The organism is Lachnoclostridium phytofermentans (genome assembly GCF_000733755.1).
GTDB lineage: Bacteria > Bacillota > Clostridia > Lachnospirales > Lachnospiraceae > Lachnoclostridium > Lachnoclostridium phytofermentans_A.
This window is the reverse complement of record NZ_JPOF01000006.1, coordinates 270,251-296,238: the sequence shown is the minus strand read 5'-3', so window position 1 is coordinate 296,238 and position 25,988 is coordinate 270,251. Positions and strand designations below refer to the sequence as shown.

The following is a 25,988-nucleotide window of genomic DNA, read 5'->3' as shown; positions in this document are numbered from 1 at the left end:
AGTGCGCCAAGAAAAGGAATAATAGGTGAAAGTACCTACCATGCCCAAGTAGCGAATAAGGTAAGTTGAGAATATTTACTACCTAAATGAAAGAGCTCACGTATCGAGAATATTTATTGTCAAAAATTTTTACTACCTATAAAATATAGCTCTGTGATTCTAGAGGAATGGAGATGTAACAAGAGTTTCTGTAACAATATTTATTTTTTAATATAGATAAGAAAGAACCAGATTTAAAGAGAAATGATAAAAATAGCATAATATAAAGATAATCTACAACAAAAAATGACAAAAATAGCATGATATAAAGATAAGGCACATTAAAAAAACAAAATATAACAAATATAGAAAAATAAGGTATACTAAAAAATGTTTATTTGCTATAATAATTAAGAAATATTTAAGAAATGACATAAATAGGGGGGAATAGTTGTATGGAAAAGGTAAAATCGGTTGGTTCAGTTTTATTAACAGTAGGAATAATTTCATATCTATTATCATTGGTGAATTTGGAATTTAAAGCTTTGAGTATTTTAGGTGAATATAAGCTTTATGCAGAAATTGCCAGTGTCGTTATAGGTCTGATACTTATCTTATTTGCAAAGATTATGAATAAGAATGATGATGAAAAACAGGAATAAACAGTCATGAATAAAAATCAAAGCCTTTGTATCACTGCTGTTAAAGCAATCGTGCAGAGGCTTTGACTTTATAAGTGGTATAGGGTAGTATAGAGGTATCATGAAGTTTTCATTAAATAGTAATAGTATGAATACTAGGATAGAAATATATATACGGAAGATAGGAGGAATTCTATGTCTAGAGTAAGACCAATTGAATTAGTTGTTGATGGACCACGTAACCATTGGGTAGGGGATGGATTTCAGGTTAGTAATTACTTTCCATCAGGTAAAAACTTACTTGAGAGATTTACACCATTTATATTAATGGATTATAATGCACCAGTGGAATTTCCACCAAGTGATATACCAAGGGGTGTGGGCCCACATCCGCACAGAGGCTTTGAAACTGTAACATTTGCCTTTGAAGGTGCTGTGGAGCATCATGATAATAAAGGAAATCATGGTATCATATATCCAGGAGATGTACAGTGGATGACTGCTGGAGCTGGAATAATGCATAAGGAATATCATGAAAAGGAGTTTAGTAAAACGGGCGGAGTTTTCCATATGATTCAATTATGGGTAAACCTACCTCTGAAAGACAAAATGACTGCTCCAAGGTACCAAGCAATAACCCATGACGATATGGGGAAAGCATTGCTACCCGATGAACAAGGAAAGGTTACAGTAGTAGCCGGAATGTTCAATAAAACAAAGGGCCCGGCAAAAACATTTTCCCCAATGAATATTTATATTATTGATCTTATTAATAATAGTAAGGTTACATTAGAGGAACCAGGTAACTTTAACATGGGAATACTGATTCTTGATGGAGAGATAAAAGTAAATGGCGAATCTAGGAAGACTAAGGATTTTGTTCTCTTTAAAAATGAAGATGGGGTTGTAAATATTGAGGCAGAAAGCGAAAATGCTAAGATATTTGTTTTGAGTGGTGAACCAATCAATGAACCAATTGCCGTAGGGGGACCATTTGTAATGAACACGGTAGAAGAATTAGGACAAGCAAACGAGGACTTCAACTTTGGAAAGTTTGGAACTTTTGATTTTTAATAGTTTTCCTTTTAGTCGCAAGCTCTGTCTTAAGAAAAATGACGGTATACATGATAAAAATCCAAAGGAAAAAACTATCTTTTATTAGATGATGATTTTCTTTGGATTTTTTTGTATTTTCAGATAATATAATATCGAATCATCTATTTGCAGTGATTTTATATATTAGTTATAATGTATAGTTGTGTTTTACTGTTAGAACTTAATTTGATAAAAAACACATTCAATTATAAATAAATAGTGTTTTATTTGTAGTAATTTTGATTGACAATCTATAAATTTAAAGATAAAATAGACTCAATACACAACCAAAATATTACAATTAGGAGGTGAGACGAATGGGGGATAAGAATCCCAAAAAAGCTCCAAAAAAGAAAGGTTCTACTCAAACAAAGACAACAGCATCAGCATCAACAGTAGCTTCGACAAAGAAAAAATAATATGAAACAACGATTCCCTCTGATAGTTAAGAGGGAATTTTTGTGTTGGTAGGAAAAATCATCTTCACTAAGGAGGTATTATATATCCTTAAGTTTAATATGAAATCGGATCATTAAAACACCAATGATGTCTGCTAAAGCCCAACCGATTGGGATAGACCACCAAATACCTACAATACCAATGAAAGAAATTGAAGAGAGAAGGTAAGCTAATAAAACTCTAGTACCAAGGCTTACAATGGTTAGTATTATGGAGACTCCTGGTTTCCCAAGTCCTCGAAACAAACCATAGAACATAAATAAGTATCCGATTAAGCAATAGAATCCAGCTACGATGAAAAGGTATTGAATCCCTATTTTTAATATTTCAGTTTCTTCTTTCTTAATAAATATGTGCATTAATGGTTTAGCAAAAAGTAATATGAAGACTGAAATTATAACACAATAAATAGTAATTATCTTAACAGCAGAACGTATTCCAGAACGAATACGTTCTTGTTTTTTTGCACCCATATTTTGTGCAATAAAGGTTGAAAATGCGTTACCAAAATCCTGTACTGGCATGTAAGCAAAACTTTCTATTTTAACTACTGCTGTAAAAGCAGCCATAGCGGAGACACCGAAACTATTTACCAATCCCTGTATCATTAGAATACCGAAATTCATAATGGAGTACTGTATACTAGAGAGTATGGAATAATTTGAAATCATGGAAACAATATTTTTATTTAGGTATAGATGTTTACGTTTCAGACGAATCTGAGGTACAAGAAACATAGAAAAAATAGCGATACCAATTGCGGAAAAACCTTGTGCAATAATCGTGGCATAGGCAGCCCCTGCTATACCCATATTAAGAGGGACAACAAATATAATATCCAATACGATATTTATAACAGCAGATAGAATTAGAAATACAAGTGGTATGATAGAATTTCCCATACTTCGCATGATAGCACTGAAGTAATTATAAATAAAAGTAAAACTAATTCCATAAAAGATAATCTGCAAATAAATCTTTGAATCGTTAAGAACTTTAGTTGGAATATTGATAAAGTTTAATATATCGTCAATAAATAGGATGGAGCATAAGTTTATAACAATTGTTATTATTCCGATAAAAATAAAGGAGGTAAAAAAGCTGTTTTTTAATTTCTCTAATTCATTGGCACCAAAAAATAATGAGAACACTGCACCGCTACCCATACAAAATCCGACGATGATTGAGGTAAGTAAAACCATAACTGAAAAGGAACTACCTACTGCAGCAAGTGCGTTGGAACCAATAAATTTACCAACAATTATTGTATCAGCAACATTATATAGTTGTTGAAATATGTTACCGATAATCATGGGGATCGCGAAATTTAACATTGCTTTGGTTTCATTCCCATGAAGAAGATCTTTTGTAAGTTTCATGTTTATATATTATTCCTTTCCGTTATTAATATTAGTGATATAAGCAAGATATTAGTTTATTTCAGGTTTCGATATGTAATCTATAACTTACGATATGTAATGTATAAAGAGTACCATTAGAACCTAAATTTGTCAATGTTAGGGAAGGAAAAGAAGGCTTTCAATGTGAGTGAAGGAAAGAAGGCTTTCAATGTGAGTGAAGGAAAGAAGGCTTTCTTGTCATTATAACTAAAAAATGTTATGATAAAAGGACGATATTGCTAAAAAAAGGGGTTTGTTTATGTATTTAAAAGGATTGGATGAAGTTGATAGAACAATAATTACATTACTTACTAAAAATGCTAGAATGAGTTATGTAGATATTGGTGAGGCTGTTGGTCTTTCTAGAGTTGCTGTAAAAGCGAGGATTTCTGCTTTAGAAGAGAGAGGTATCATTGAAGAATACACTACGATAATTAATCCTCAAAAAATAAGTAGTGCTGTATCATCTTATTATGAGATTGAGTTGGAACCTAGGTATTATCAAGAAGTGATAGATATATTAGATAATAATGATACAGTAACACAAATCTATCAAGTCTCAGGAAAACACAAACTTCATGTGCATGCAGTAGCTGAGGATAATGATGGAATGGAAGCATTTTTAAATAATGTTATGTATAAATTACCGGGAGTTTTATCTTTAGACTGTAATATAATTCTCTCAAGAATTAAAGATATTAAAGGGCTGCGACTGTAAAATGTGGTCTATCGATGAAGTTGAGAACTACCGATGTGATTGATTTAGAAATCATAAAAAGAGTTATTGGCTAAGGAAGGTAGAGGAAATATGGTACATTTAGTTTATTGTGATAATGTAGGTAAAAAGGGAGAGAAAGTGTTAACTTAATGACATCTGATAATGAAATGAAAACCACCAGTCGTTATTCTAGACTGGTGGTTAAAATTATTGATTCTTTTCGTAGGATTCAGCAATCGCTTTGGTTTGATGAACAGTTCCCCATGGATGATGTGGAGGAGAATAGATGGTATAGAGTTTTATTGATTGGGTTCCTGTATTGGTTAGATTATGCCAAGTCCCAGCAGGAACAAAAATAGCATAATCTTCGAAAACTGGTTGCTGTATATATAGATTGTCTTTTCTGTCTCCCATTTGTAATAATCCATGACCTGATTCAATTCGTAGGAATTGATCAACTTCTGGGTGGATCTCTAAGCCGATATCCTCCCCGACTGGAATATCCATTAAAGTAAGCTGCAGATGATTTCCTGTCCACAAAGCAGTGCGAAAGGTGTCGTTATTTAGTGTGGCTTTATTTATATCAATAAAAAAGGGAGAAGGACCAAAATCTGTTCTTGTCATGGATGTACGATTGTTAGAAGGTCCATTCCCATTACTGATAGGAGTATTAACGAAACGGTTATAATAATCAAACATTTTGCTACCTAAATGATAAAATTTTATGATATTATATGAGGAACACCTATCAAATGTTAATAAAAAATGAAAAGGTTTATTTCAATACTAGAAATTCCTTGAAAACTACTTATTTCAAGTTGAAATTATAATTAAACATTTATTGAGATTGCTATTTTACAAGAAATTAAGGATGTCGATGTTACAATAGGAAAACTTATAATAGATAGCAGCTATTATTTAAAATATGAGAAAAAAACACTTACAAGTAGGAGGTATAAGATGAAGATGAATGGTTTTACTCAAAATATACATGGTAATAATTTCTATGTTATTAATAATTCTTTGAAAAGATTAATGAAATCAGTGTTTCATCTCTTAATAGTAACGATATTCCTCATTCCGCCATTACCTATCCAGGCGTCAGAACGTATTTCAGAGGATAGCACTACTGATAGAAATACAATGAAAACAGTAAACCCAAAAAGCGGAGAACTCCATGCATTCTATCCATCCAATGCAGTTTTTTCTGATCAGATGAAAAAGTACATAGATGAGTTAGACTCTATAAGTTTTGCATGGAGCAGAATAGATGCGAAAGATTCTGCTAGTTTAAATACTGTAAAAGGTAAGAACGGCAATTTTGGTTTCTATTATCCGAAGGATTATCTTAAACCGTTAGAATACGCAAAGAGTCAGGGAAAATCAATTCAGTTAAATGTGTATATGGATGGTGCTGATGCTACTAAATTGCTACCTTATGCGAAGGAACAGCAAGCTATGATTCAAAGTATCGTAAGTACTATGGAGACAAATATTACTGAAGGGATAGGTCTTACATATGATGGTGTGGTAATTGATTTTGAAGGTCTTCGAGATACTGATAATCACAATGTACCTATTCTCTATGATGGGAATCAAATCAGCACTTATTATTCACAATTTTTAAAAGAGCTAAAGGAACAGCTTGATTTAATTGATAAAAAGTTGTATGTCGCAGTAAATCCATTATTGTACTTCGATGGATATAATTATGCAGACATACTTCATATCGCAGACCGAGTGATCCTTATGGCTCATGACTATGAGCCAACTAAAAAACTGCAAAAGAATCAGATAGAGCAGTATACAGGATATAACGCTTTAGAACCTATCAGTAGCTTGGCACCCATACAGATGGTAAGAAAAGCTTTAAATGATATAAAGAGTGCAGCCTCTGATTCCTCACAACTTTCCAAGGTATGGTTACAGATTACATTTGACGCTGCCCAATGGCAGTTTGATGCAAAGAGTGCAAAAAACTGGGAGGAACTATCAGATACAACCTTAAGTAGGGCTGGTAGGCTTACTCCATTGTATCAATCGATTAAGGCTCGTGTTGATAATAATGATGGTTATGGAGAAAATATCACCTATGGTTATAATAATGAGCTACAAAGCCCATATATTCAGTATTACAATTCCTCTGATCGCTCCTGGAATGTGATCCTATATGAGGATAGTACTAGTATCAATGCTAAGATTGAATTAGCCAAAGATTATCAACTTGGAGGTATTTCCCTTTGGAGTTTAGCAAATATACCAGATTATAACGACAAAACTGGGAAGAAGTTTCATCTTAATGGTTGGAGCACAATCATTTCAAAGATGAATTCTTATGATACATTGTCACCAGACAGCAATAAATATATTAGTTTTACGGATGCTACAGTAGAACAGGCTGTTAGAGAAAAACTTGGAAAAGATACAGGAAATATAACAGTGAAAGAGCTTTTAAGTATCTACCGTTTGAAACTACCACAGGGGGTAAAAAGCTTAAAGGATATATCTAAACTTACTAACCTCGAGTATCTGGATGCAGGGCAGTTAAAGTTAAAGGATATAACAGCCATAGGGAATCTGACTAAACTTCGGGTACTATACCTACAGCGTAATTCCATATCCGATATCAGTGCTCTTAAAAAATTAAGCAAGCTAGAGGTACTATCTCTGAATGGAAATCAGATAGTATCTATCACTCCATTGTCTACCTTAACAAATTTACATGAACTATATATACGTGAGAATAAGATAAGCAATATAGAAGCATTGAATAAACTTACAAAATTGGAACTATTAGAAGGTGGGAAAAATAGTATTCAGAATATTGAAAATCTGAAAAACTTGAAAAACCTTAAGTCTTTGTCATTGGACGATAACCAAATCAATAATATTACTGGGTTAAAGGCTTTGACTAATTTGAAGAATCTAGATTTATCAAATAATAAAATCACAACGATAAATGCATTACAAAATATAAGCGGATTGGAGACTTTATATCTACAAAGAAATAATATCAGTAATATTAGCGCATTATCTGCTTTGAAAAAACTCAGAGTATTATCAATGAATGGTAATGAAATTGCTGATTTAAACCCCTTAGCAAAGCTTACTCTACTTGAAAAACTTTACTTAAAAGATAATAAAATCAAAAATATAGCATCTTTAAAGGGGTTGGTTAAACTTAATGAGCTATATCTGAAGGGAAACAGTATTTCCAATTACGGTCCTGTTAACACAGTATATTCTAAAAATCAGTTTCTCTGTGATTTTAAGATTAATAAAGGGGATTAGATGTTCCAGGTTGTAAAAATTAAGGAAAAGGAAACGGAAACGGAAAAGGAAAAGGAGTAGTCGATTTATTCCTATATTTTTTTCATCTTGCCAATAGAGAGAATTAATGGTGTAGTAAAACACTCCAAAGAGTTGATATTTTAGACTAAAGAAAGCGCAATCGAAAATCGATTGCGCTTTCTTTATCTAAGGATAGATATTTGATTTTCTACCTTTAGGAATACTTGATTTTAATATTATATGTATACAATGAAAGAGTATTGAAACAATATATCTTATATTCAAAGTTGCAATTTACAATTAAATACAAAATTATTATGAAAATAGCACAAATAATAAGCAATAAAAAAGTTATATTAAACAAATTGGTTAAACGTTTTAACATTTTAATTGACAAGTTTATTAAAAAATGATATTTTATATTTACAGATTGATAAAACGTTTTATCAAAAACACTAAATTAGATTATCTATGAAAGAGAAGGAGAAAGATATGGTCGAAATTATTATTTCAATTGCAGCAATTATACTGCTTACCGTGCTTATTGTAAAAAAATACAATACAACAATTGCCTTATTGTTTTGCGGTATTATATTATTAGCTGCGGCAGTAATTTTAGGACATCCTGTATTGGATACGGAAGCTTCGACAGGATTTGTACTACTTGATATTTTCAAAAATATTGAAACAGCTTTCTTAAGTCAATTAGGAAACATTGGTTTAACACTTATGACTTTAATGGGATACTCAACCTATATGACCTACATAGGTGCAAACGATAAAACTGTTCAGGTCATGTTAAAACCACTTGGAAAGATTAAATCAAAATATATTTTAGTACCAATTATCTTTATACTTGGTAACTTATTATCTTTAGTAGTTCCAAGTGCATCAAGCTTAGGTGTATTATTAATGGCTACACTTTTCCCAATCCTAACTAGAGTAGGTATGAGTCCACTGACAGCAGCAGGTATCATAGCAACTACGGCAACCATTATGCCAACTCCTCTTGGAGCGGATAACGTAATTGCTGCTGAAACATTCGGAATGACTATTCTTGATTATGTTGGAAAGCATGCAGCTATTTCGATCCCTTCCATACTTCTTATGGCAATTGCTCATTATGTATGGCAAAAATATTGTGATAAGAAAGATGAAGCAAAAGGAACCTCATTTAAAACAGAATTAAAAGGGTTACGTGAAGACTTACCTCCAATGTTGTATGCGTTATTACCAGTATTACCATTGATCTTAGTAATTGTTATAAATCTAGGATTTCCTTCTCTAGAAGTTGGGCTAGTAACCATAACATTTATCAGTTTAATTGTTACAATTATCTGTGAAGCGTTTCGAAGAAAAAACATTGCTAAAGTTACTCAGGATGTTCAGGAGTTCTTTAAAGGTATGGGTACAGGTTTAGCATCTGTTGTATCCATTATGGTTGCAGCAACTGTTTTCGTTAATGGTTTAAAAGCATTGGGTATTGTTGACATGTTAATGGAATCTGCAAATGGTCTTAAGGGAGCAGGAATCATTATGATGTTAGCGTTTAGTGGTATTACCTTTATTATCGGCTTAATAAGCGGTAATGGTTTATCGGTATTCTATGCTACTGTAGGTCTAATTCCAAGTGTAGCAGCTGCAGCTGGTGTATCACCAGCGATGATAGCATTGCCAATGCAGATGATTGCTAACTTAGTTCGTTCTATTTCTCCAGTCGCTGCTGTTATTGTAATTGTCGCATCTTCAACAGGAGCAACACCGGTTCAGTTAGTAAAGAGAACAAGTGTACCAGTTGTTATAGGTATCATAAGCTGTTTAGTTTTATCGTTCGTATTATTATTTTAAGCTAGTGGCAATGAGGTAGAGCTGGTAACGTAAGCGGATTGCGAATATCCACTTTGACGTAAAAATGAGCGCTGAAAAGCGCTCATTTTTAACAAAAGTATCGTGTGCTGAGAAACTGACATATGTCACTTAATAATGCATGAAACGGGTGATGGGATGAAATTAGAAATTGTTGATAATGCATTAACACCAGAAATATATATTGATGTCAGAAAGCAAGTAAACTTTAAGTACTATGAGTACGAAGATGTTAAAATTGCTCTAAAGAACACACTTTATTCCGTAGTCATTTTCGACGAGGGAAAACCAATAGGGATATCAAGGATTGTCGGTGATGGTAGAATTGTTTTTTTTATTAAAGATGTTGTAGTCATTCCAGAATACCAAAAGCTAAAGATTGGCTCCTTGTTAATGAGAAGGTTAGAGCAATACATCAAAGAAACAGCATGTGACGGAGCATATATTGGGCTAATGTCAACTCCAGGGCAAACTGAATTTTATAAAAAATTTGGATTTATCGAAAGACCGACAGCAGAATTTGGACCAGGTATGGTAAAATATCATTATAAATGATTTTAAAGGATTGAAAAAATAAATTTATCTAACATTATAAACGAGGAAAGAAATCAAGGAAAGAAGTAAGAAAAGAAGTAAGTAGGTTTTAAACGAGAAGAGGTGACCAAATATGAAAAAACTAATTGTATTAGGCAGTCTTAATATGGATATTTCTATACAAAGTGATTATATGCCTAGAAGCGGTGAAACTATTAATGGATATGGTTTCCTTATGAACTCAGGCGGTAAAGGTGGGAACCAAGCGGTTGCAGCTGCTAAGCTTGGCGTAGAAGTAAAGATGATTGCAAAAGTTGGAAATGATATTTTTGGAAAGCAACTAATAGACGACTTGAAATCTTATGGAGTAGATGTTTCTAATGTTGAAATGTCAGAAGAGGTATCTTCTGGCGTCGCTATGATAACAAGATGTAACAATGATAATCGGATTATCTTAAGTAATGGTGCAAATCATACACTCGACATCGAAACCATAAAAGAAAAGTTAAAAAAGATTGCTAATCCAGGAGACATATTCTTAACTCAATTAGAGAATGATTTCGAAGTTGTAAAAGATTCAATTAAATTCGCAAAGGAGCTTGGACTTTATACCATTTTAAATCCTGCACCTGCAAGAATTATTGACGATAGTTTTTATAAGTATTTAGATTTAGTGATTGTAAATCAAAGTGAATGTGAACTATTAACCGGGATTTATCCTGAGGGTGAAAAAGCTTATCAAATCGCGCTTCAGATATTTAAGGATAAGGGAGTAAAAGCAATCATAACTCTTGGTACAGATGGAAGTATCACAAATTATTCTGGTGGTTATGAGTACATTTCTTCAAGAAAAGTAACAGCAGTGGATACAACAGCAGCAGGAGATTCTTATATAGGAGCGCTTTGTCGTTATATGATTTATGAGAAAGATTTTTTAGAAGGTTTAAAGTTTGCTTCTGATGTAGCAGCTTTAACAGTAACAAAAAAAGGAGCTCAAATCTCTATCCCTAATTTTAATGAAGTAAAAGAATATTTTAAGGAGGATCGAAATTATGAATAAAAGACCGATAATAATAGATACAGATCCAGGAATTGATGATGCTTTAGCAATTGCGATAGCGCTATATTCAGAAGAATTAGATGTGAAATTAATTACTACAGTTGCTGGTAATGTAGGAATAGACAAAACAACCTATAATGCGTTACGCTTATTAAAATTCTTTGATAAAGAAAACATACCTGTTGCAGTTGGAGCTGACAAGCCACTGATTAGACCATACGAAGACGCCAGTTCTGTTCATGGAAAGAGTGGTATGGAAGGCTATGAATTTGAAGATCCTACAGTGGCACCAATTACCGAAAATGCTGTGAATGCTATGCGAAAAGTTATCATGGAAAGTAAAGAGGCTATTACGATTGTTGCGATTGGACCATTGACTAACATTGCACTATTATTAAAAGTTTATCCAGAAGTAAAAGAAAACATAAAAGAAGTTGTTATGATGGGTGGAAGTGCAAGCCGTGGTAACAAAGGGGTTATGTCAGAATATAATGTAGGTGTTGATCCAGAAGCTGCTTATATTCTTTTCCACAGTGGCTTGGATATCACGATGGTAGGTTTGGATGTCGGAATGAAAGCCTTGGTATTACCAGAAGATAGTGAAGCAATTAAATCAATGAATAAAACTGGAGATATGGCTTATTGCTTGTTTAAAAAGTATCGTGGTGGTAGTTTTAACACAGGACTGAAAATGTATGATAGTACTGCAATCGCTTACCTGCTTGCACCAGAAATTTATGAGGTTGTGGATACTTATATTGATGTTGAGCTTGCTGGAACAATGACTGCAGGATGTACCTTAGTTGATCTAAGAGGTTATTTAAAACAACCGAATAATGCTAAAGTTTGTATCGACATTGATGCGGATAAATTCCGTGAATGGTTCAAAGAATCTATCCGTAAGTGTATTTAGCCTTATCAGGGAGGGCACCCGCTTTTACTCAAAAGCTAAAACTATATCATGCTTCATACTGTCAAGAGGTTGAAAATAATGTAAGATAGTTTTAAAAGAAACACCTTTATTTTCCTATCTTGACTGGTATGTGTGCAAAGCACGCAGATGGGAGTTAACTTCATATGAATAACTTTATCATGTATAGTATTGCATTAATGTCAGTTATTATTGTAATTGTTATGCTAATTAAAAAGATGGATATTAAGATAACCATGTTTGCAATGGGCGTTGTACTAATGTACATTGCAATGTTTATGGGAAATACAATTGGTGGTGATAGCTTTAAATCATCAGGATTGACACTCTTAGATCCATTACTGGTAATAATTAATGAATTTAAATCTTCACTTAATTCGGCTGGTTTTATTATTATGATTTTAGGTGGCTATACCGCATATATGTCATCCATTGGTGCAAATGAAGTTACGGTTCATACCCTAACAAAGCCTATCAATAAGATAAAATCGGTGTATATTTTAGTTCCTGTAGTTTTTTTAATCGGTAATTTGCTCTCCTTAGTGATACCAAGTGCATCTAATTTAGCAATTATATTACTAGCAACACTATATCCAGTACTTCGGCAAGCAGGAATGACACCGCTTACTACCGCAGCAGTAATTGCAACAACAGCTACGGTAATGCCAACTCCTTTAGGAGGAGACAATGTAGCGATTGCCACTGAACTTGCGAAATATCCTGAATTCGCAGGATTAACAGTATCGGATTATGTTTTGAAATATCATGCAATTGTATCAATACCTACTTTAATAATTATGGCAGTAGTACATTTCTTCTGGCAAAAGCTTTTGGATAAAAGGACTGCAAACCAGAAAGAAAATGAAGTGAAAATTGATTCAGTAGAAGAAGTCAAGGGTGGCATACTATTTCGTACCGTATATACCATATTACCAGTATTCCCTATTCTATTATTAATCGCTATCTATTTATTCGATATGTTTGCTGGAGTTACCGTGAATGTAAGTGTAGAGCTTGCTGTAGTGGTTTCTTTTGTAATTGCTATCCTCTGTGAAGCGATACGTAATAAAAGTACCTCAGAAGCCCTTCAAAAAACAGAATCATTCTTTAAGGGCATGGGGAATTCCATGTCAATCGTTGCATTGTTAGTGGCTGCTACAGTTTATGTTTCGGGTCTTAAATCTATCGGCCTGATATCAACATTACAAACCACAATGCTTGAGATTCAAGGCTCGGGTCTAGGATTTATTCTACCATTAATACTTGTTGGACTAACAATCTTGATTGTTTTATTAAGTGGAAGTGGAACTGCGCTTTTCTATGCGTTAGTACCTCTCATGATGCCATTAGCTACAGCCGCTGGTATCAATGCATTGGCTGTGACAATTCCAATGGCATTGGCTGGAAACATCATAAGGGCAGTCTCTCCTGTAGCAGCAGTAGTTATAATTGTTGCTGGGACAGTTAAGATTAGTCCATTAGATTTAGTAAAGCGAACTTCAATCCCAATGATTTCCGGTGTTATCAGTATGTTTATCTTATCTATGATTTTATTCTTATAGAATAGACTTTTCTGATGCTCGTGTGTTAGTATATATTGTAAAGGATTCTTTGTCTGGAGGTTGCAGAAATGAAAGTTACAATTAAAGATATAGCACGAGAAGCGGGAGTTAGTGTTGCGGCAGTTTCTTTAGTGTTAAATCAAAAGGAGTGTAGAATTGCTGGAGATACGAAAAAAAGAATAATAGAAGTAGCGCATAAATATAATTATACGGTTAATCAACAGGCAAGAAGTTTGGTTACTAAGAAATCCAATGTAGTGGGATTAATCATTCCTGATATAGAAAACATCTTCTTTTCATCATTATCCAAAAGAATAGAGGAATATTGCCGGAAAAAAGGGTATGCAATCATGATTGTGAATTCTGATGAGAACCCAGAGGAAGATATTGAACTATTGCATCTACTTGTTTCCAGAGGTGTAGATGGAATTCTTTATACACCAAGTATCGGTACTAAGGATGATTATGAGAAGATTAAAGATTATTTAAAAACAATACCTATCCCCTATGTCATGGTTGACCGTTATTTAGATGATATTGAATGCAATAAAGTCTATATTGACAATATCAATGGCTCCATGCAGGCAATCTCCATGTTAGTAAAAAGTGGACATACCAAGATTGGTTGTATCGGATATGCGGTGTCAAAAGATTCAACGAACTCTCGTGTTACAGGATATATTGAGGCTATGAAACAATTCAATTTGCCAGTAGATGAAAAGTATATTTATGATGGTCAATATAAAGTAATTGGTGGATATAATGCAGGAAAAGAGATTGTGAACACTGATTTAACAGCTGTATATAGCTGCAATGACATGATGACACTTGGTTTCTTGAAATATTTGAGTGAATGTGGAAAAAAAGTTCCGGAGGATTATTCGATCGTAAGTTATGATAATACACTACATAATTTTGTCGTAACTCCAAAGATCACAACGATAGATCAGGATTTAGGAAAACTTGCAAGAAATTCTTGTAGATTACTATTTAAAAATATTAATAATGAAACCAAAGAACCAGAAGTTATTTGTCTTTATCCTCAATTACTTATCAATGATAGTGTTAAAAATATAAGTTAGTAAAAAATATTAGTTAGTTAAAAATATAAGTTAGTTTTAAATAATCTATTGAGGTTGTTTTAATCACTCGAATAGACGAAATTTGAATCAGAAATGAAAAAGGATTGGGAACTGTGTGTGCCAGGTACCCAATCCTTTTTGGATGTCTTTCTGACTCCCATCTGTTTTATTTTATTTTGTGAAAAATAATACGATGAAATTGTCAAATAGCAAACTTACTGGTATCATATAAATGGTAGAAGCGACAGACAAGCTAAGTGACTGTAGTTTTTAAGAATAGATCAAAAATGAAGGATTTGAAATAGATGATGAATAAATTGGTTATTGGAATATTAGCACATGTGGATGCGGGTAAGACGACGCTATCGGAGAGTATACTTTATACGAGCGGCAAAATTGGAAAACTGGGTAGAGTAGACAACAAAGACGCATACTTAGATACCTATGAGTTAGAAAAAGCAAGAGGAATCACTATATTTTCAAAACAAGCTTTATTGGAAATAGGAGAGACTCAGATTACTCTGTTAGATACACCTGGGCATGTGGATTTTTCTGCAGAAATGGAGAGGACACTTCAGGTGCTTGACTATGCTATTTTAGTAATAAGTGGAGCGGATGGAGTTCAAGGGCATACCAAAACATTATGGAGGTTACTAGATAAATATCAAATACCAGTCTTTCTCTTTGTGAATAAGATGGATCAAAATGGGACGGATAAAGATAAGCTTATCATGGAGCTAAAAAAGCAATTAGAAGATGGATGCATTGAATTTGGACAAGATAAAACAGAGGAGTTTTATGATCAAATCGCTATGTGTGACGAGACTATGATGGAGTACTATTTAGAAAATGGGTTCCTAGAAGAAAAGCAGATAAAACAAGCGGTGAAAGAACGTAAAGTATTTCCTTGTTTCTTTGGATCAGCGTTAAAATTAGATGGTATTGAAGAATTTCTTAACGGGTTTCTCACATATACAATACCACCATGTTATCAAGAGGAGTTCGGGGCAAAAGTTTTCAAGATAACAAGAGATGATCAGGGAAACCGATTGACACACATGAAGCTTACAGGTGGAAAACTGAAGGTAAAAGATACCTTAACTAATGGACTTTGGGAAGAAAAGGTGAATCAGATTCGAGTCTATTCTGGACAAAAATATGAAGCTGTAAGTGAGTTAGAAGCAGGTAGTGTATGTACAGTGACAGGATTAAGTCAAACTAAGCCTGGAGAAGGATTAGGCATTGAAAGAATTTCTGATACTCCTTTATTAGAACCCGTATTGTTCTATCAGATTATACTACCTCAGGGATGTGACCCAAGAATGATGTTACCAAAACTTCGCCAAATTGAAGAGGAAGAACCAGAGCTTCATATTGTCTGGGATGAACAGTTACAAGAAATCCAGGCGCAGATTATGGGAGAGGTACAGATAGAAATCCTTCAGAGTATGATTCAGGAACGTTTTGGTGTAGAAGTATCCTTTGATGCTGGAAGAATCGTATATAAAGAAACAATTGATAATGTAGTAGAAGGGGTAGGACATTTTGAGCCATTGAGACATTATGCGGAGGTTCACCTGTTACTAGAGCCGGGAGAACCAGGAAGCGGTTTAGAGTTTGGGATAGATTGCAGTGAGGACGACTTGGGAAAAAGTTGGCAAAGACTCATAGTAACTCATCTAGAAGAAAAAGCTCATAGAGGAGTTCTTACAGGCTCTGCAATAACTGATATGAAAATCACGTTGATTTCAGGAAGGGCACACAATAAACATACCGAAGGTGGAGATTTTAGAGAAGCTACCTACCGCGCAGTACGACAAGGGTTAAAGGAAGCAAAATCAATACTATTAGAACCTTATTATACCTTTCAGTTGGAATTACCTGAAAAAATGGTAGGAAGAGCTATGACAGATATTGAAAAAATGTATGGTACCTGTGAAATTTCACAGACCAATGGTGATATCGCGATTCTTTCTGGGAGCGCTCCTGTCATTACGATGAGAAATTATCAAAAAGAGGTAATTGCATATACGAAAGGCCATGGAAAACTGTTTTGCAGCTTGAAAGGATATTTTCCCTGCCATAATACAGAGGAGGTTATAGAAAGTATCGGATATGATTCGGAAAGAGATATTGAAAACCCAACTGGCTCTGTATTTTGCGCGCATGGAGCAGGTTTTTTAGTGGATTGGGATGAAGTTAAGAATTATATGCATGTAGAAGGATATCGAAAGAAAAACGAAGATAGTTCGGTAAAAGTACCTGACTCTAAGGTCTCATACACAGAAGAACGCCTTATTAGTGTAGATGAGATTGATCAAATTATCAATAGTACCTTCTATTCTAATCAAGGAAAGAAATCAGCCTGGAAAAGAAACAAAACGGCACGGGAAAGTTACTATGAACCTACTACCTATGTGACTAAGCCAAAGGAAAATAAGGAAGAGTATCTTCTTGTGGATGGATATAATATTATTTATGCATGGCCCGAACTAAAAGAACATGCCGAAGAAAATATGGATGGAGCAAGAATGAAATTACTTGAGACCTTAAGTAATTATCAGGGGATTCGAAGATGTCAGATCATTGTTGTATTTGATGCTTATCGAGTAGAAGGACATCAAGAGGAAGTGATTGATTATCATAATATTCACCTAGTATACACTAGAGAGGCACAAACAGCAGATCAGTATATCGAAAAGTTTGCTCATGACAATCAGAGAAAATATAATATTACAGTTGCAACCTCAGATGGTTTGCAGCAGATAATTATAAGAGGAGCAGGATGTTCTTTGTTGTCAGCGAGAGATTTAAAGGATGAAATTAATAGAGCGAATGAGAAAATGAAACAGGAGTTTTTGGAAACACAGGGAAGAGACCGTAATTATCTTTTGGATTCGCTTTCACAGGATATCAAACAGAAGATGGAAGAGCTAATGAAAGAAGAGGATCACATATAAACATATTTGAGACATAGTTCCATATCGCAGAATATGGAACTATCAAGACAGTTCCTTCAGCAGTTATTGAGCAAATTGATCTCGCCCAAAGAAAGCTATACTATTTCTGCATTTGTTTAATTTCATTGTCTGCTCGAAAACGATGCACACTATGGTAGAAGTTCGATAATAGTCCCAGACATATTGAATCTTTTTTTGAAAGTCATTTCTTTTAGATTTACTTTCATAAAAGTTACGATACCTCATTTATTATATCATTCGTTTGCTACATGCAATAAATTCACCAAATCATAGGAAATGACAAGTTTAGATGAATCGGAGAATGATATCGCTTTTTAAAGAAAATAACTTTTTATATCTCTTGACATTTATCCTTTTATTTTTTATCATACACATAACGGTGTTATGAATAGAAACGGCGTTACGTATTTATGGAGGGATACGATATGGCAAGAGAAGAGCAAAAGATGCGCAGTGAGATGATACGACAGACGATTCTTGATACAGCTCTAGAGATAGGAATCCAAGAGGGATTCGAGGCAGTATCAATTAGAAAGATTATTCAAAAGATGAAATATTCTACTGGTGTGGTATATCATCACTTCAAAGATAAGCAAGAAATAATAGATGCCATCGAAGAAGCGGAGACAGGATGGCTTCGTTCACAAATTTTAGAATTATTGGATGAAAAAAAAGATGTTATTAGCAATATGCGGACTGTATTTCATAGAATTCTTATGTTGGCTTATGAGGAGCCTGAAAAATACAATCTAATCGTTCTTCATAAATACAGCAGACGAAAATCTGATAAGCCAGAATGGATATCACTCATCAGCCAAAATTTAAAAGAAGGAATGGACGCAGGCTTAATAAAGCCAATGGATTTTGAAAAAGCAGCATTTTCTATCTGGAGCTCGTTTCTTGGATTTAACCTTATGATTTCTAGACTCACTGAACTAACATTAGAACAGGCAGAAGAGTTATTTAAAGTTCAATTTGATATAATTACAGGAGGGATTCTAAATAATGAATAACGTAAAAATTGTATATGCAACAAAAACTAGACATTCAAAGAAGATAGCGTTAGCACTTGCGAAAGCATTGAATGTTCAAGCAGAAAATGTAGCAAGTAAACCCATTCTTGGAAAAGTAGACTTGCTTTTTATTATTGGCGGTATCTATGGAGGGACTAGCCTACCTAGTCTTTTAGAATTTGTGAATAGTCTTGAGAGAGAAGATATAAAAAGGGTAGTATTCCTTACCTCTAGTGTAAAGAAAATACAAGGTCAGGATGCAGTTAGAAAGATCTTAGAGGAAAAGGAAATTCTAGTTGAGGATGAGCTACATTGCCAAGGTAGCTTCTTATTTATGAAATTTGGTCACCCAAATGAAAAGGATATAAAAGAAATCGTAGAGTCTTCAATGAAGCTAGTGAAAAGATAAAGAGATGGGAAAGTATCATAAATACTAGTGGTAGATGAAAGGGGATATATGGTTACTATAATAGCAGATGAAGGAAAGAATTGTATCGGAATAGAACTTTATCAAGGTTTTCTTTCAAAAGAGATTCCAGCAGAATATATATCGCTAGACAATGTGGAAATAAAACCATGTGTTAGTTGTGGTGGTTGTACCTATAAAACTTATGGTAAATGTACAGTAAGAGATGACGGAGACTGGATTTATCCTAAAGTTATACGCTCAGATGTGCTAATATTTGTTACACCAATTACATTTGGGAGTTATTCTTTTAAGGTGAAACGTGTTTATGATAAAATTTCGTTGATTATGGACCGTCATTATTTTGTAGAAAATAAAGAGTTAGTGAAAGGTGGTAAGCTTGGTAGTAGGTTTAAGTTCTTCACCATTGGTAATATGGAAAATTGTAGGAAGGAAGAATTAGAAGCATTTCAAAAACTCTTTCATGAAAATCTTGTGATTACCAGAGGGATTGGAAAGTGCTATATTGCAGACAAATCGTTAAGTGAAGAAATGAGGAATCAGATCATCGAGGAGGTTAAGAAAGTATGAAAAATATATTGCTACTCAACGTAAGTCCTCGTCAGAATGGAACGAGTTATGTATTGCTATCGATGTGTCAAGATTATCTATTAAAAAAGGGACATCTTTGTGAAATAATTCACCTATATCCAAATTTAAATAATCTTATAAAATTAAGAGAGGCTGTGGATAAAGCAGATACCTTGGTACTATGTGGTCCTTGTTATATTAATACATACCCTGCCGATACAATTGCGCTATTAGAGGAGTTATCATTACATAGAGAAATCTTGCATCGTCAAAGTTTATATGGAATCATTCAAGGTGGAATGCCATATCCCCATACTCATGAGAGCGGTTTGTCCTTATTAGAAATGTTCTGTAAGAAATGTAATGTTTCTTATAAAGGTGGATTTGTAATGGGATTGGGTGCAATCTTAAATGGACAGCCTATTACAAAACTTCCAAACTCAAAAAAGATGATTCGTCAGCTTCAAATCTTTTTTGATTATATCGATAGGGACGAAGAAGCGCCAAGTAAGGTTTACCAAGTAGCTCAAATTAAAGTACCAAGTTTTATCTATCGAATTATGGCGGTTACGATGAATCGGAAAATTGATAAAGATCTAAAAAGCCATGGAATCGATATTAAGCAAAAAAGTCCATATTTGATATCGAAATAAGTTAGAAGGAGATAGGTAACATAAATCACAACTGATCTACCATTATATGTAATAATAGTAGATAAATGACTAAAACTCTTAAAAGATTGCTATATATTTAACAAAGTACTATAATACCTTTTATGACAGATTATTAGGAGGCTTAATATGAAAGGTTATGGTATGCTTTCCATCAATCATGCAGGTTGGATGGAAAAAGAAAGACCTTCTTGTGGAGCACTGGATGCAATTGTACAGCCGATTGTAGTAGCACCTTGCTCGTCGGATACACATGTACTTCACGGAGGTTCAGGAGAAAAAACAAATTTAATCTTAGGTCATGAGGCAGTTGGTAAGGTAGTTGAAGTGGGAAGTTTGGTAAAAAACTTCAAGGTTGGCGATACCGTCGTCGTACCTTGCACTACACCGAACTGGCTTGCTTTGGGAGTTCAAGGCGAATATAATGCACATGATGAAGGCCTTATGAAGAGTTTTAAGTTTTTAGGACAAAAAGATGGTACATTTGCAGAATATTTTCATGTGAATCAAGCAGATGCAAACCTTGTGATACTCCCTAAAAATATTGCGCCTGAAGCGGCAGTTATGACAGTTGATATGATGTCAACAGGATTTCACGGAGTAGAAAATGCGAATGTTAGCTTTGGCGACACCGTTGTTGTAATCGGTATTGGTCCAGTTGGTTTAATGGCAATTGCTGGTACAAAGCTTCGTGGTGCTGGTAGGATTATCGCAATCGGAACCCGCCCTAACTGTGTTAAGGTTGCCAAAGAATATGGAGCAACTGATATTATCAGTTATAAAGATGGGGATATTGTTAAGCAAGTGATGGAATTAACAAAGACTGGAGCAGATTCCGTTATTATCGCAGGTGGTAATGCAGATAGCTTCCGCCAAGCAGTCGAGATGACAAAGCCAGGTGGATATATCTCTAATGTCAATTTCTTTGATATAAAAGATGTCTTGGCTATGCCTGCTTATTCATGGGGGCTAGGTATGGCGAACAAAACAATTCGGGGCGGATTCTGTCCAGGAGGAGCTGTACGTATCCAAAAAATGCTTCAGATGATAGAATACAATAGAATAGATACTACTAAATTAATAACTCATCGTTTTACAGGGTTAGAAAAAATTGAAGATGCTTTCCATCTGATGGATACAAAACCGCAAGATTTAATCAAACCAGTTGTGTTTATAGATTAGTAATGTGAACATAACAGAAGAGTATTAACTTAAGTTAGAGGCACTGGATTATCAGTGCCTTTTTTCATTATTCCTGCCTAGAGATTTTTTCGCCTAATTACTTCTAATACAGCGAATACTATTATCTCTTATTCCTGATATAGCAATTGATTTTCTTAATACCACAGTCGGTAACTAGATTTTACCCTGTATGTCTAAAGAAAGTAAAAGCAGATTTAAGTAATATCAAATTAAAAGAAAGATTCATATGTCCTCGTTAACCAATAAATTAGTATCTAATAGGAATAACTTATAAATCTCTGTTTCTATTATGATAGAATTAACTGAATAAGTTTAAATAAAGTGATAGAATCCTTATAAATAATTATATCAATAATCTTGAAAACAAAAATCTTGATTTCAAGATATCTTGACAACAAGATTTATTTGAGTTATAATTATCTTGAATTCAAGATAATATGATAAAAATAATATTTACTGAAAGTATCGCAGAGGTGGTCAAGTGACTGATGTTAATTTGAAATTAGTGATTGCAACAGCAAGATGTTATAATACTGTTTTTTCTAGAATTGAAAAAAACGTTCAAGAATATGGATTAAATATTAGCGAATTTGGAGTATTGGAGATGTTACTTCATAAAGGGGAGCAACCAGTGCAAAAAATTGCAGAGAAGATCTTAGTAACTAGTGGAACCATTACTTATGTTTTGGATAAGCTTCAAAAGAAAGAGCTAATTTGTCGTAAAAAATGTGATAAGGATAAAAGAATTTTCTATATTAGCTTAACACAAAAAGGAGAAGAGTTAATCACTGGAGCATTTGCAAAACACAAAAAGTTCTTGGATGATTTATTTTGTAGTCTTGATGATAATATAAAGAATGATATTGTTTCTAATATGTTCACCTTAGTTGACACCTTAGATGATCAGGTACCTTAAAAATCAAATAAAAACTTAACTATTAATTGTAGCAATGAATATTATGACAAGTCACTATAATAGTAGATAGTGACATGAAAGGAGATCTCTTATGATAAGAAAAATAGATATGAAAACAATGGGTAAAAGTAACCTTGGATGGCTTAACAGCATTTTTCACTTTTCGTTTGCAGAATATTTTAATCCTACCAACATAAATTTTGGCGTTCTACGTGTGATCAATGATGATTTGATCGAGCCACAGGAAGGATTTGATACACATCCACACAAAGATATGGAAATTATATCATATGTGATCGACGGTGAATTAACACACGCTGATAGCATGGGAAATAAACGTACCTTAAAACGTGGCCACGTGCAATATATGAGTGCTGGTACTGGGGTGTTTCATAGCGAGCATAATTATGGTAATGAAACTCTAAGATTACTTCAGATTTGGATTTTCCCAGATAAAAAAGGTCATACACCGAATTATGGAGATTATTTGTTTGACTGGGATTTAAGAAAGGATAATTGGCTGAAATTAGTTTCTGGAAAGAATGGAGATGCACCAATTAAAATAAATCAGGATGTTAATATCTATGCCTTAGAGCTTGAAAAAGGTATGGAAGACCAGTTTAGAGTTGAGAAGGGAAGACAAGCTTATTTCGTACAGATTGAAGGAGATTCTAACATCAATGAGGAGCATCTTAATGCAAGAGATGCGTTGGAAATCAAAGAAGAAACTGTTTTGATAAAAGCAAATGAGAAATCCCACTATCTTGTTATTGAAATGAAGAAGGATGGAATCTAAATCTAAAGATAACGTTTGAAAAGCACATGGTAACCATGGTAATACCCTGGTTACCATGTGCTTTATTCATGACAAGGAAAAGTTTGCGAAGCGTACTTTTTCTTGTTTACGATAACTTAAATACAAACCCTCTAAAAAGCTTTCAGTAGTAACTGTACTACAATAGTTATTCTTAATTATTTAGCTACATTAGTTATTCTTTATTGGCTTCACCCAGAGTTCCATTTTTGTTGTGTTCACATCATGATTAGCATATCTTTCTGCGGAAAATGCTTCTGTAGTAATATTATGTTTCGGTAGCCAAATTCCATAAAGGTATTGCAGTGCTTTGTAAAGTGCATCCATCACTAGTCCTTCAAAATTCTCTGCTTCAAAGGAGCAAATAATGTATTCACCAGAAGGAAGCTCCCAGGTTGTAAGTTCTTCTGAATTAACTAATGCTGTTGACTGTGCTCCAGCAAAATAGTAAAAATAACCTTCTTCCTCGCAGGTATAAGAAACACCTAGTTCGTCACCATCTGGAATCAAATCAGTGATACTGTTTTTTGTATTATGGAAATTATCCCAAAGGTTAATAAGCGGGTCTTCCCCAGAATCTACTCCGAGACCTTCCATAAATTTAACTGGTACTTTCGCTTGATAGCCTGAAAAATATTCGTTTGTGTTTAGATGTTTCCTACTTATCTCTAGTACAATACCATCAGTGATCAAAGGAACATTTTCGTCAATTAATGTGTAATTAAGAAGTAGTTGTGGTTTCGTCATTCGATTGAATATGATTGGTGACTTACGATAATTTTCTGGTGTGATACCAAAGGTATCTTTAAATGTACGAGTAAACTGCTCATGAGAAGTAAAACCTAAGTCCAGTGCGATGTCTAGGATACGCTTGTCTAATTGTAATAAGTGCTCGGTTGCTTTTGCCATTCGACGTAATTTGATATATTCTATGACAGGTTTCTTTACCAATCGCTTAAATAGGCGTTGATAGTAAAAGGGTGATAAAGCAGCTATCTTGGATAGGCTCCCGATATCAAGCTCCTCTGAAAGATGTTGCTCAATATAATCTATTGTTTTTTGTATCTGTTCCCATGCGTGCATAATGATTAGTACCTCCTTCTGAAAAATGATAACATATCTACTTTAACGTAGGCTTGATTAGAAATGCTCTTTTTACTGTAATAAGAAAATACAATTATGCAAAATCATTCTATTTACTCTTTAGTATCAGAATCCTTTTGGTGATCAACGGTATATAAAGGGCAAAAATTTCAGCAATAATTAGTTGCATAATATAACCGGAGACATCAAACATTTTATTGATGGTACCTATTCCAAAGGCAATTCCTATAAAAAAGTTAGTTGTCATGAGAAAAATGAGAATAATGGTTAAATTATTCCATAGGAAGCTTTCTTTTTTCTTAAGTAGTATAAAATATATTAAGAAAAATAAGATAATAGCGAAAGTAGCGATAATAGATATGACTGCATAAGTATCAAACTTATCCATTGCCCAGTTCATGAAATCAGAATCAAATTCTCTTATCTTAGCTCTTTTGTGGAGTCTGGTAATGAAAATCGGTCGCATAAGAAACATTCCGGCGATACCTAGGAATGCAAGAATAGTGGATAAGATGATATGACATAGATTCATCCATTTACTTTTACCAAAACTTATTATGCAATTACCTAGTACATAAAGTAGGATGATGATTGCAACTGGTGATATTGATATTGATAGTCCCATAAGTACCTCACAAAGTTTAATGTAATATAATACCATAAATAATACCATAAAATAACAGTGGACTTCAATCTATTTATGTAAATTAAGAATGTTTACAAAGATAATTAATATAATAAAAAGGAACATACTTTAAAGGCATAGGTGGCATGAAGTTTCAATTAGAGAATCTAAAAAAGATTGATTACAAAAGAATTATCAGGATAAATTACAAAAAAGCAATTGCATTCGTAATCTTTTTTGCTTTTTGTTACTGTTTAGGGAATGTAACTGCACGTGGAGTAGAACATTTTAGGTCAACTATGGCTGTTTCTGAGCAAATAGATAGTTGGGGCCTAGGTTTCGGACAAGAAGGAACACAACCAAGGGGCAATGTATCAGCAGAGCAACTAAAGGAGTATGATGCTTACTTCATTGGAGATAATACTGATAAAGTAATATATTTAACATTTGATTGCGGATTTGAAAATGGTAACACTGGTAAAATACTAGATGCCCTGAAAAAGCATAATGTTACTGCTACTTTCTTCGTAGTTGGACATTTTCTAGAAACCTGTCCTGATCTTGTAAAACGTATGGTGGAAGAAGGACACACAGTAGGAAATCATACCTATCATCACTATGATATGTCTAAGATCTCAAGTTTGGATAGTTTTCAAAAAGAAGTAGATGATGTAGCTACTTTATTTGAGCAAATAACCGGGAAAAAACTAACGAAATATTATCGACCACCACAAGGGAAATTTAACACTGGGAATTTAAAGATGGCGAAAGAATTAGGTTATAAGACTTTTTTTTGGAGTCTTGCTTATGTTGATTGGAATCAAAATAGTCAACCAACCAAAGAACAAGCATTTAATAAATTATTAAAGAGAGTACATAATGGAGCAATTGTCCTACTTCATAATACATCTAATACAAATGGCGAGATATTAGATGAATTATTAACAAAATGGGAAGAGATGGGATATAAATTTAAACCATTATCCGAATTATCAGATGTTCAATGATTCAAATATCTTCATCAAGTATGTTAAACAATATAAGTT

At 33.7% G+C, this 25,988-nt stretch carries 23 protein-coding genes; 19 read left to right on the top strand and 4 right to left on the bottom strand.

Going from position 1 to position 25,988, the window contains the following annotated elements; genetic code table 11:
* Nucleotides 1-434: 434 nt before the first annotated feature.
* Together CC92_RS0114730 and CC92_RS0114725 are read left to right on the top strand one after the other, a co-directional pair.
* The gene (locus CC92_RS0114730; protein WP_029505066.1) at nucleotides 435-641 is read left to right on the top strand and encodes a hypothetical protein; all 207 of its coding nucleotides are present in this window, start codon (nucleotides 435-437) and stop codon (nucleotides 639-641) included.
* A gap of 174 nt (nucleotides 642-815) precedes the next feature.
* On the top strand, nucleotides 816-1,694 hold the full coding sequence (locus CC92_RS0114725; RefSeq protein WP_029505065.1) for a pirin family protein: 879 nt from the start codon (nucleotides 816-818) through the stop codon (nucleotides 1,692-1,694).
* Between the two features lie 518 nt (nucleotides 1,695-2,212).
* On the opposite strand, the gene CC92_RS0114715 is transcribed toward CC92_RS0114725, so the two are convergent.
* Entirely contained in the window at nucleotides 2,213-3,553 is a 1,341-nt protein-coding gene (locus tag CC92_RS0114715; protein ID WP_029505064.1) for an MATE family efflux transporter, read from the bottom strand.
* A gap of 280 nt (nucleotides 3,554-3,833) precedes the next feature.
* Here CC92_RS0114715 and CC92_RS0114710 point away from each other — a divergent pair, with 280 nt between their 5' ends.
* Nucleotides 3,834-4,292 carry an Lrp/AsnC family transcriptional regulator gene (locus CC92_RS0114710; protein ID WP_029505063.1) on the top strand — a complete coding sequence of 153 codons (459 nt, stop codon included), beginning with the start codon at nucleotides 3,834-3,836 and terminating at the stop codon, nucleotides 4,290-4,292.
* Nucleotides 4,293-4,499: 207 nt separating this feature from the next.
* Here CC92_RS0114710 and CC92_RS0114705 read toward each other — a convergent pair whose 3' ends face one another.
* Nucleotides 4,500-4,916, bottom strand: a complete 417-nt coding sequence (locus CC92_RS0114705) for a cupin domain-containing protein (RefSeq protein WP_334290912.1) — start codon at nucleotides 4,914-4,916, stop codon at nucleotides 4,500-4,502.
* A gap of 336 nt (nucleotides 4,917-5,252) precedes the next feature.
* Here CC92_RS0114705 and CC92_RS0114700 point away from each other — a divergent pair, with 336 nt between their 5' ends.
* The 15 genes from CC92_RS0114700 to CC92_RS0114630 all read left to right on the top strand — a co-directional run bounded on the left by CC92_RS0114700 (nucleotide 5,253) and on the right by CC92_RS0114630 (nucleotide 23,195).
* Nucleotides 5,253-7,583, top strand: coding sequence for a leucine-rich repeat domain-containing protein (locus tag CC92_RS0114700; RefSeq protein WP_051650922.1), 2,331 nt, complete (start codon nucleotides 5,253-5,255; stop codon nucleotides 7,581-7,583).
* Between the two features lie 492 nt (nucleotides 7,584-8,075).
* Complete coding sequence (dcuC, locus tag CC92_RS0114695) at nucleotides 8,076-9,431, top strand: C4-dicarboxylate transporter DcuC (protein WP_029505060.1); 1,356 nt, start codon at nucleotides 8,076-8,078, stop codon at nucleotides 9,429-9,431.
* 156 nt (nucleotides 9,432-9,587) lie between these two features.
* Nucleotides 9,588-10,004, top strand: a complete 417-nt coding sequence (locus CC92_RS0114690) for a GNAT family N-acetyltransferase (RefSeq protein WP_029505059.1) — start codon at nucleotides 9,588-9,590, stop codon at nucleotides 10,002-10,004.
* A 112-nt stretch (nucleotides 10,005-10,116) separates the two neighbouring features.
* Nucleotides 10,117-11,043 (top strand): ribokinase, encoded by a 927-nt coding sequence (gene rbsK / locus CC92_RS0114685; RefSeq protein WP_029505058.1) that lies wholly within the window; start codon nucleotides 10,117-10,119, stop codon nucleotides 11,041-11,043.
* Nucleotides 11,036-11,956, top strand: a complete 921-nt coding sequence (rihC, locus tag CC92_RS0114680) for a ribonucleoside hydrolase RihC (RefSeq protein ID WP_029505057.1) — start codon at nucleotides 11,036-11,038, stop codon at nucleotides 11,954-11,956. The genes rbsK and rihC overlap by 8 nt, the downstream gene beginning before the upstream one ends.
* 164 nt (nucleotides 11,957-12,120) lie before the next feature.
* Complete coding sequence (gene dcuC, locus CC92_RS0114675) at nucleotides 12,121-13,536, top strand: C4-dicarboxylate transporter DcuC (RefSeq protein WP_029505056.1); 1,416 nt, start codon at nucleotides 12,121-12,123, stop codon at nucleotides 13,534-13,536.
* 68 nt (nucleotides 13,537-13,604) lie between these two features.
* Nucleotides 13,605-14,618: a LacI family DNA-binding transcriptional regulator gene (locus CC92_RS0114670; RefSeq protein ID WP_029505055.1), complete on the top strand. Its 1,014-nt coding sequence runs from the start codon at nucleotides 13,605-13,607 to the stop codon at nucleotides 14,616-14,618.
* Between the two features lie 308 nt (nucleotides 14,619-14,926).
* The gene (locus CC92_RS0114665) at nucleotides 14,927-17,578 is read left to right on the top strand and encodes an NYN domain-containing protein (RefSeq protein WP_029505054.1); all 2,652 of its coding nucleotides are present in this window, start codon (nucleotides 14,927-14,929) and stop codon (nucleotides 17,576-17,578) included.
* A 446-nt stretch (nucleotides 17,579-18,024) separates the two neighbouring features.
* A complete protein-coding gene (locus tag CC92_RS0114660; protein WP_029505053.1) occupies nucleotides 18,025-18,612 on the top strand; it encodes a TetR/AcrR family transcriptional regulator in 588 nt (195 codons plus the stop codon).
* Nucleotides 18,605-19,021 carry a flavodoxin domain-containing protein gene (locus tag CC92_RS0114655; protein WP_029505052.1) on the top strand — a complete coding sequence of 139 codons (417 nt, stop codon included), beginning with the start codon at nucleotides 18,605-18,607 and terminating at the stop codon, nucleotides 19,019-19,021. The genes CC92_RS0114660 and CC92_RS0114655 overlap by 8 nt, the downstream gene beginning before the upstream one ends.
* 48 nt (nucleotides 19,022-19,069) lie before the next feature.
* Entirely contained in the window at nucleotides 19,070-19,609 is a 540-nt protein-coding gene (locus CC92_RS0114650; protein ID WP_029505051.1) for a flavodoxin family protein, read from the top strand.
* Complete coding sequence (locus tag CC92_RS0114645; protein ID WP_029505050.1) at nucleotides 19,606-20,262, top strand: hypothetical protein; 657 nt, start codon at nucleotides 19,606-19,608, stop codon at nucleotides 20,260-20,262. The genes CC92_RS0114650 and CC92_RS0114645 overlap by 4 nt, the downstream gene beginning before the upstream one ends.
* Nucleotides 20,263-20,409: 147 nt before the next feature.
* A complete protein-coding gene (locus CC92_RS0114640) occupies nucleotides 20,410-21,462 on the top strand; it encodes an NAD(P)-dependent alcohol dehydrogenase (RefSeq protein ID WP_029505049.1) in 1,053 nt (350 codons plus the stop codon).
* A gap of 502 nt (nucleotides 21,463-21,964) precedes the next feature.
* The gene (locus tag CC92_RS0114635; protein WP_029505048.1) at nucleotides 21,965-22,399 is read left to right on the top strand and encodes a MarR family winged helix-turn-helix transcriptional regulator; all 435 of its coding nucleotides are present in this window, start codon (nucleotides 21,965-21,967) and stop codon (nucleotides 22,397-22,399) included.
* Between the two features lie 91 nt (nucleotides 22,400-22,490).
* Nucleotides 22,491-23,195, top strand: coding sequence for a pirin family protein (locus CC92_RS0114630; RefSeq protein WP_029505047.1), 705 nt, complete (start codon nucleotides 22,491-22,493; stop codon nucleotides 23,193-23,195).
* Between the two features lie 189 nt (nucleotides 23,196-23,384).
* Here CC92_RS0114630 and CC92_RS0114625 read toward each other — a convergent pair whose 3' ends face one another.
* Together CC92_RS0114625 and CC92_RS0114620 are read right to left on the bottom strand one after the other, a co-directional pair.
* The gene (locus CC92_RS0114625; protein ID WP_029505046.1) at nucleotides 23,385-24,296 is read right to left on the bottom strand and encodes an AraC family transcriptional regulator; all 912 of its coding nucleotides are present in this window, start codon (nucleotides 24,294-24,296) and stop codon (nucleotides 23,385-23,387) included.
* A gap of 109 nt (nucleotides 24,297-24,405) precedes the next feature.
* Nucleotides 24,406-24,942 (bottom strand): hypothetical protein, encoded by a 537-nt coding sequence (locus CC92_RS0114620; protein ID WP_029505045.1) that lies wholly within the window; start codon nucleotides 24,940-24,942, stop codon nucleotides 24,406-24,408.
* A gap of 146 nt (nucleotides 24,943-25,088) precedes the next feature.
* Between CC92_RS0114620 and CC92_RS0114615 the strand changes: the two genes are divergently transcribed.
* Entirely contained in the window at nucleotides 25,089-25,949 is an 861-nt protein-coding gene (locus CC92_RS0114615) for a polysaccharide deacetylase family protein (RefSeq protein WP_051650921.1), read from the top strand.
* Nucleotides 25,950-25,988 lie beyond the last annotated feature (39 nt).

What these genes read in the sequence shown, in the direction of transcription:
- CC92_RS0114730 (WP_029505066.1), top strand. Translation starts at nt 435, where the DNA reads ATGGAAAAGGTAAAATCGGTTGGTTCAGTTTTATTAACAGTAGGAATA.
- CC92_RS0114725 (WP_029505065.1), top strand. Translation starts at nt 816, where the DNA reads ATGTCTAGAGTAAGACCAATTGAATTAGTTGTTGATGGACCACGTAAC.
- CC92_RS0114715 (WP_029505064.1), bottom strand. Translation starts at nt 3,553, where the DNA reads ATGAAACTTACAAAAGATCTTCTTCATGGGAATGAAACCAAAGCAATG.
- CC92_RS0114710 (WP_029505063.1), top strand. Translation starts at nt 3,834, where the DNA reads ATGTATTTAAAAGGATTGGATGAAGTTGATAGAACAATAATTACATTA.
- CC92_RS0114705 (WP_334290912.1), bottom strand. Translation starts at nt 4,916, where the DNA reads ATGACAAGAACAGATTTTGGTCCTTCTCCCTTTTTTATTGATATAAAT.
- CC92_RS0114700 (WP_051650922.1), top strand. Translation starts at nt 5,253, where the DNA reads ATGAAGATGAATGGTTTTACTCAAAATATACATGGTAATAATTTCTAT.
- dcuC (WP_029505060.1), top strand. Translation starts at nt 8,076, where the DNA reads ATGGTCGAAATTATTATTTCAATTGCAGCAATTATACTGCTTACCGTG.
- CC92_RS0114690 (WP_029505059.1), top strand. Translation starts at nt 9,588, where the DNA reads ATGAAATTAGAAATTGTTGATAATGCATTAACACCAGAAATATATATT.
- rbsK (WP_029505058.1), top strand. Translation starts at nt 10,117, where the DNA reads ATGAAAAAACTAATTGTATTAGGCAGTCTTAATATGGATATTTCTATA.
- rihC (WP_029505057.1), top strand. Translation starts at nt 11,036, where the DNA reads ATGAATAAAAGACCGATAATAATAGATACAGATCCAGGAATTGATGAT.
- dcuC (WP_029505056.1), top strand. Translation starts at nt 12,121, where the DNA reads ATGAATAACTTTATCATGTATAGTATTGCATTAATGTCAGTTATTATT.
- CC92_RS0114670 (WP_029505055.1), top strand. Translation starts at nt 13,605, where the DNA reads ATGAAAGTTACAATTAAAGATATAGCACGAGAAGCGGGAGTTAGTGTT.
- CC92_RS0114665 (WP_029505054.1), top strand. Translation starts at nt 14,927, where the DNA reads ATGAATAAATTGGTTATTGGAATATTAGCACATGTGGATGCGGGTAAG.
- CC92_RS0114660 (WP_029505053.1), top strand. Translation starts at nt 18,025, where the DNA reads ATGGCAAGAGAAGAGCAAAAGATGCGCAGTGAGATGATACGACAGACG.
- CC92_RS0114655 (WP_029505052.1), top strand. Translation starts at nt 18,605, where the DNA reads ATGAATAACGTAAAAATTGTATATGCAACAAAAACTAGACATTCAAAG.
- CC92_RS0114650 (WP_029505051.1), top strand. Translation starts at nt 19,070, where the DNA reads ATGGTTACTATAATAGCAGATGAAGGAAAGAATTGTATCGGAATAGAA.
- CC92_RS0114645 (WP_029505050.1), top strand. Translation starts at nt 19,606, where the DNA reads ATGAAAAATATATTGCTACTCAACGTAAGTCCTCGTCAGAATGGAACG.
- CC92_RS0114640 (WP_029505049.1), top strand. Translation starts at nt 20,410, where the DNA reads ATGAAAGGTTATGGTATGCTTTCCATCAATCATGCAGGTTGGATGGAA.
- CC92_RS0114630 (WP_029505047.1), top strand. Translation starts at nt 22,491, where the DNA reads ATGATAAGAAAAATAGATATGAAAACAATGGGTAAAAGTAACCTTGGA.
- CC92_RS0114625 (WP_029505046.1), bottom strand. Translation starts at nt 24,296, where the DNA reads ATGCACGCATGGGAACAGATACAAAAAACAATAGATTATATTGAGCAA.
- CC92_RS0114620 (WP_029505045.1), bottom strand. Translation starts at nt 24,942, where the DNA reads ATGGGACTATCAATATCAATATCACCAGTTGCAATCATCATCCTACTT.
- CC92_RS0114615 (WP_051650921.1), top strand. Translation starts at nt 25,089, where the DNA reads ATGAAGTTTCAATTAGAGAATCTAAAAAAGATTGATTACAAAAGAATT.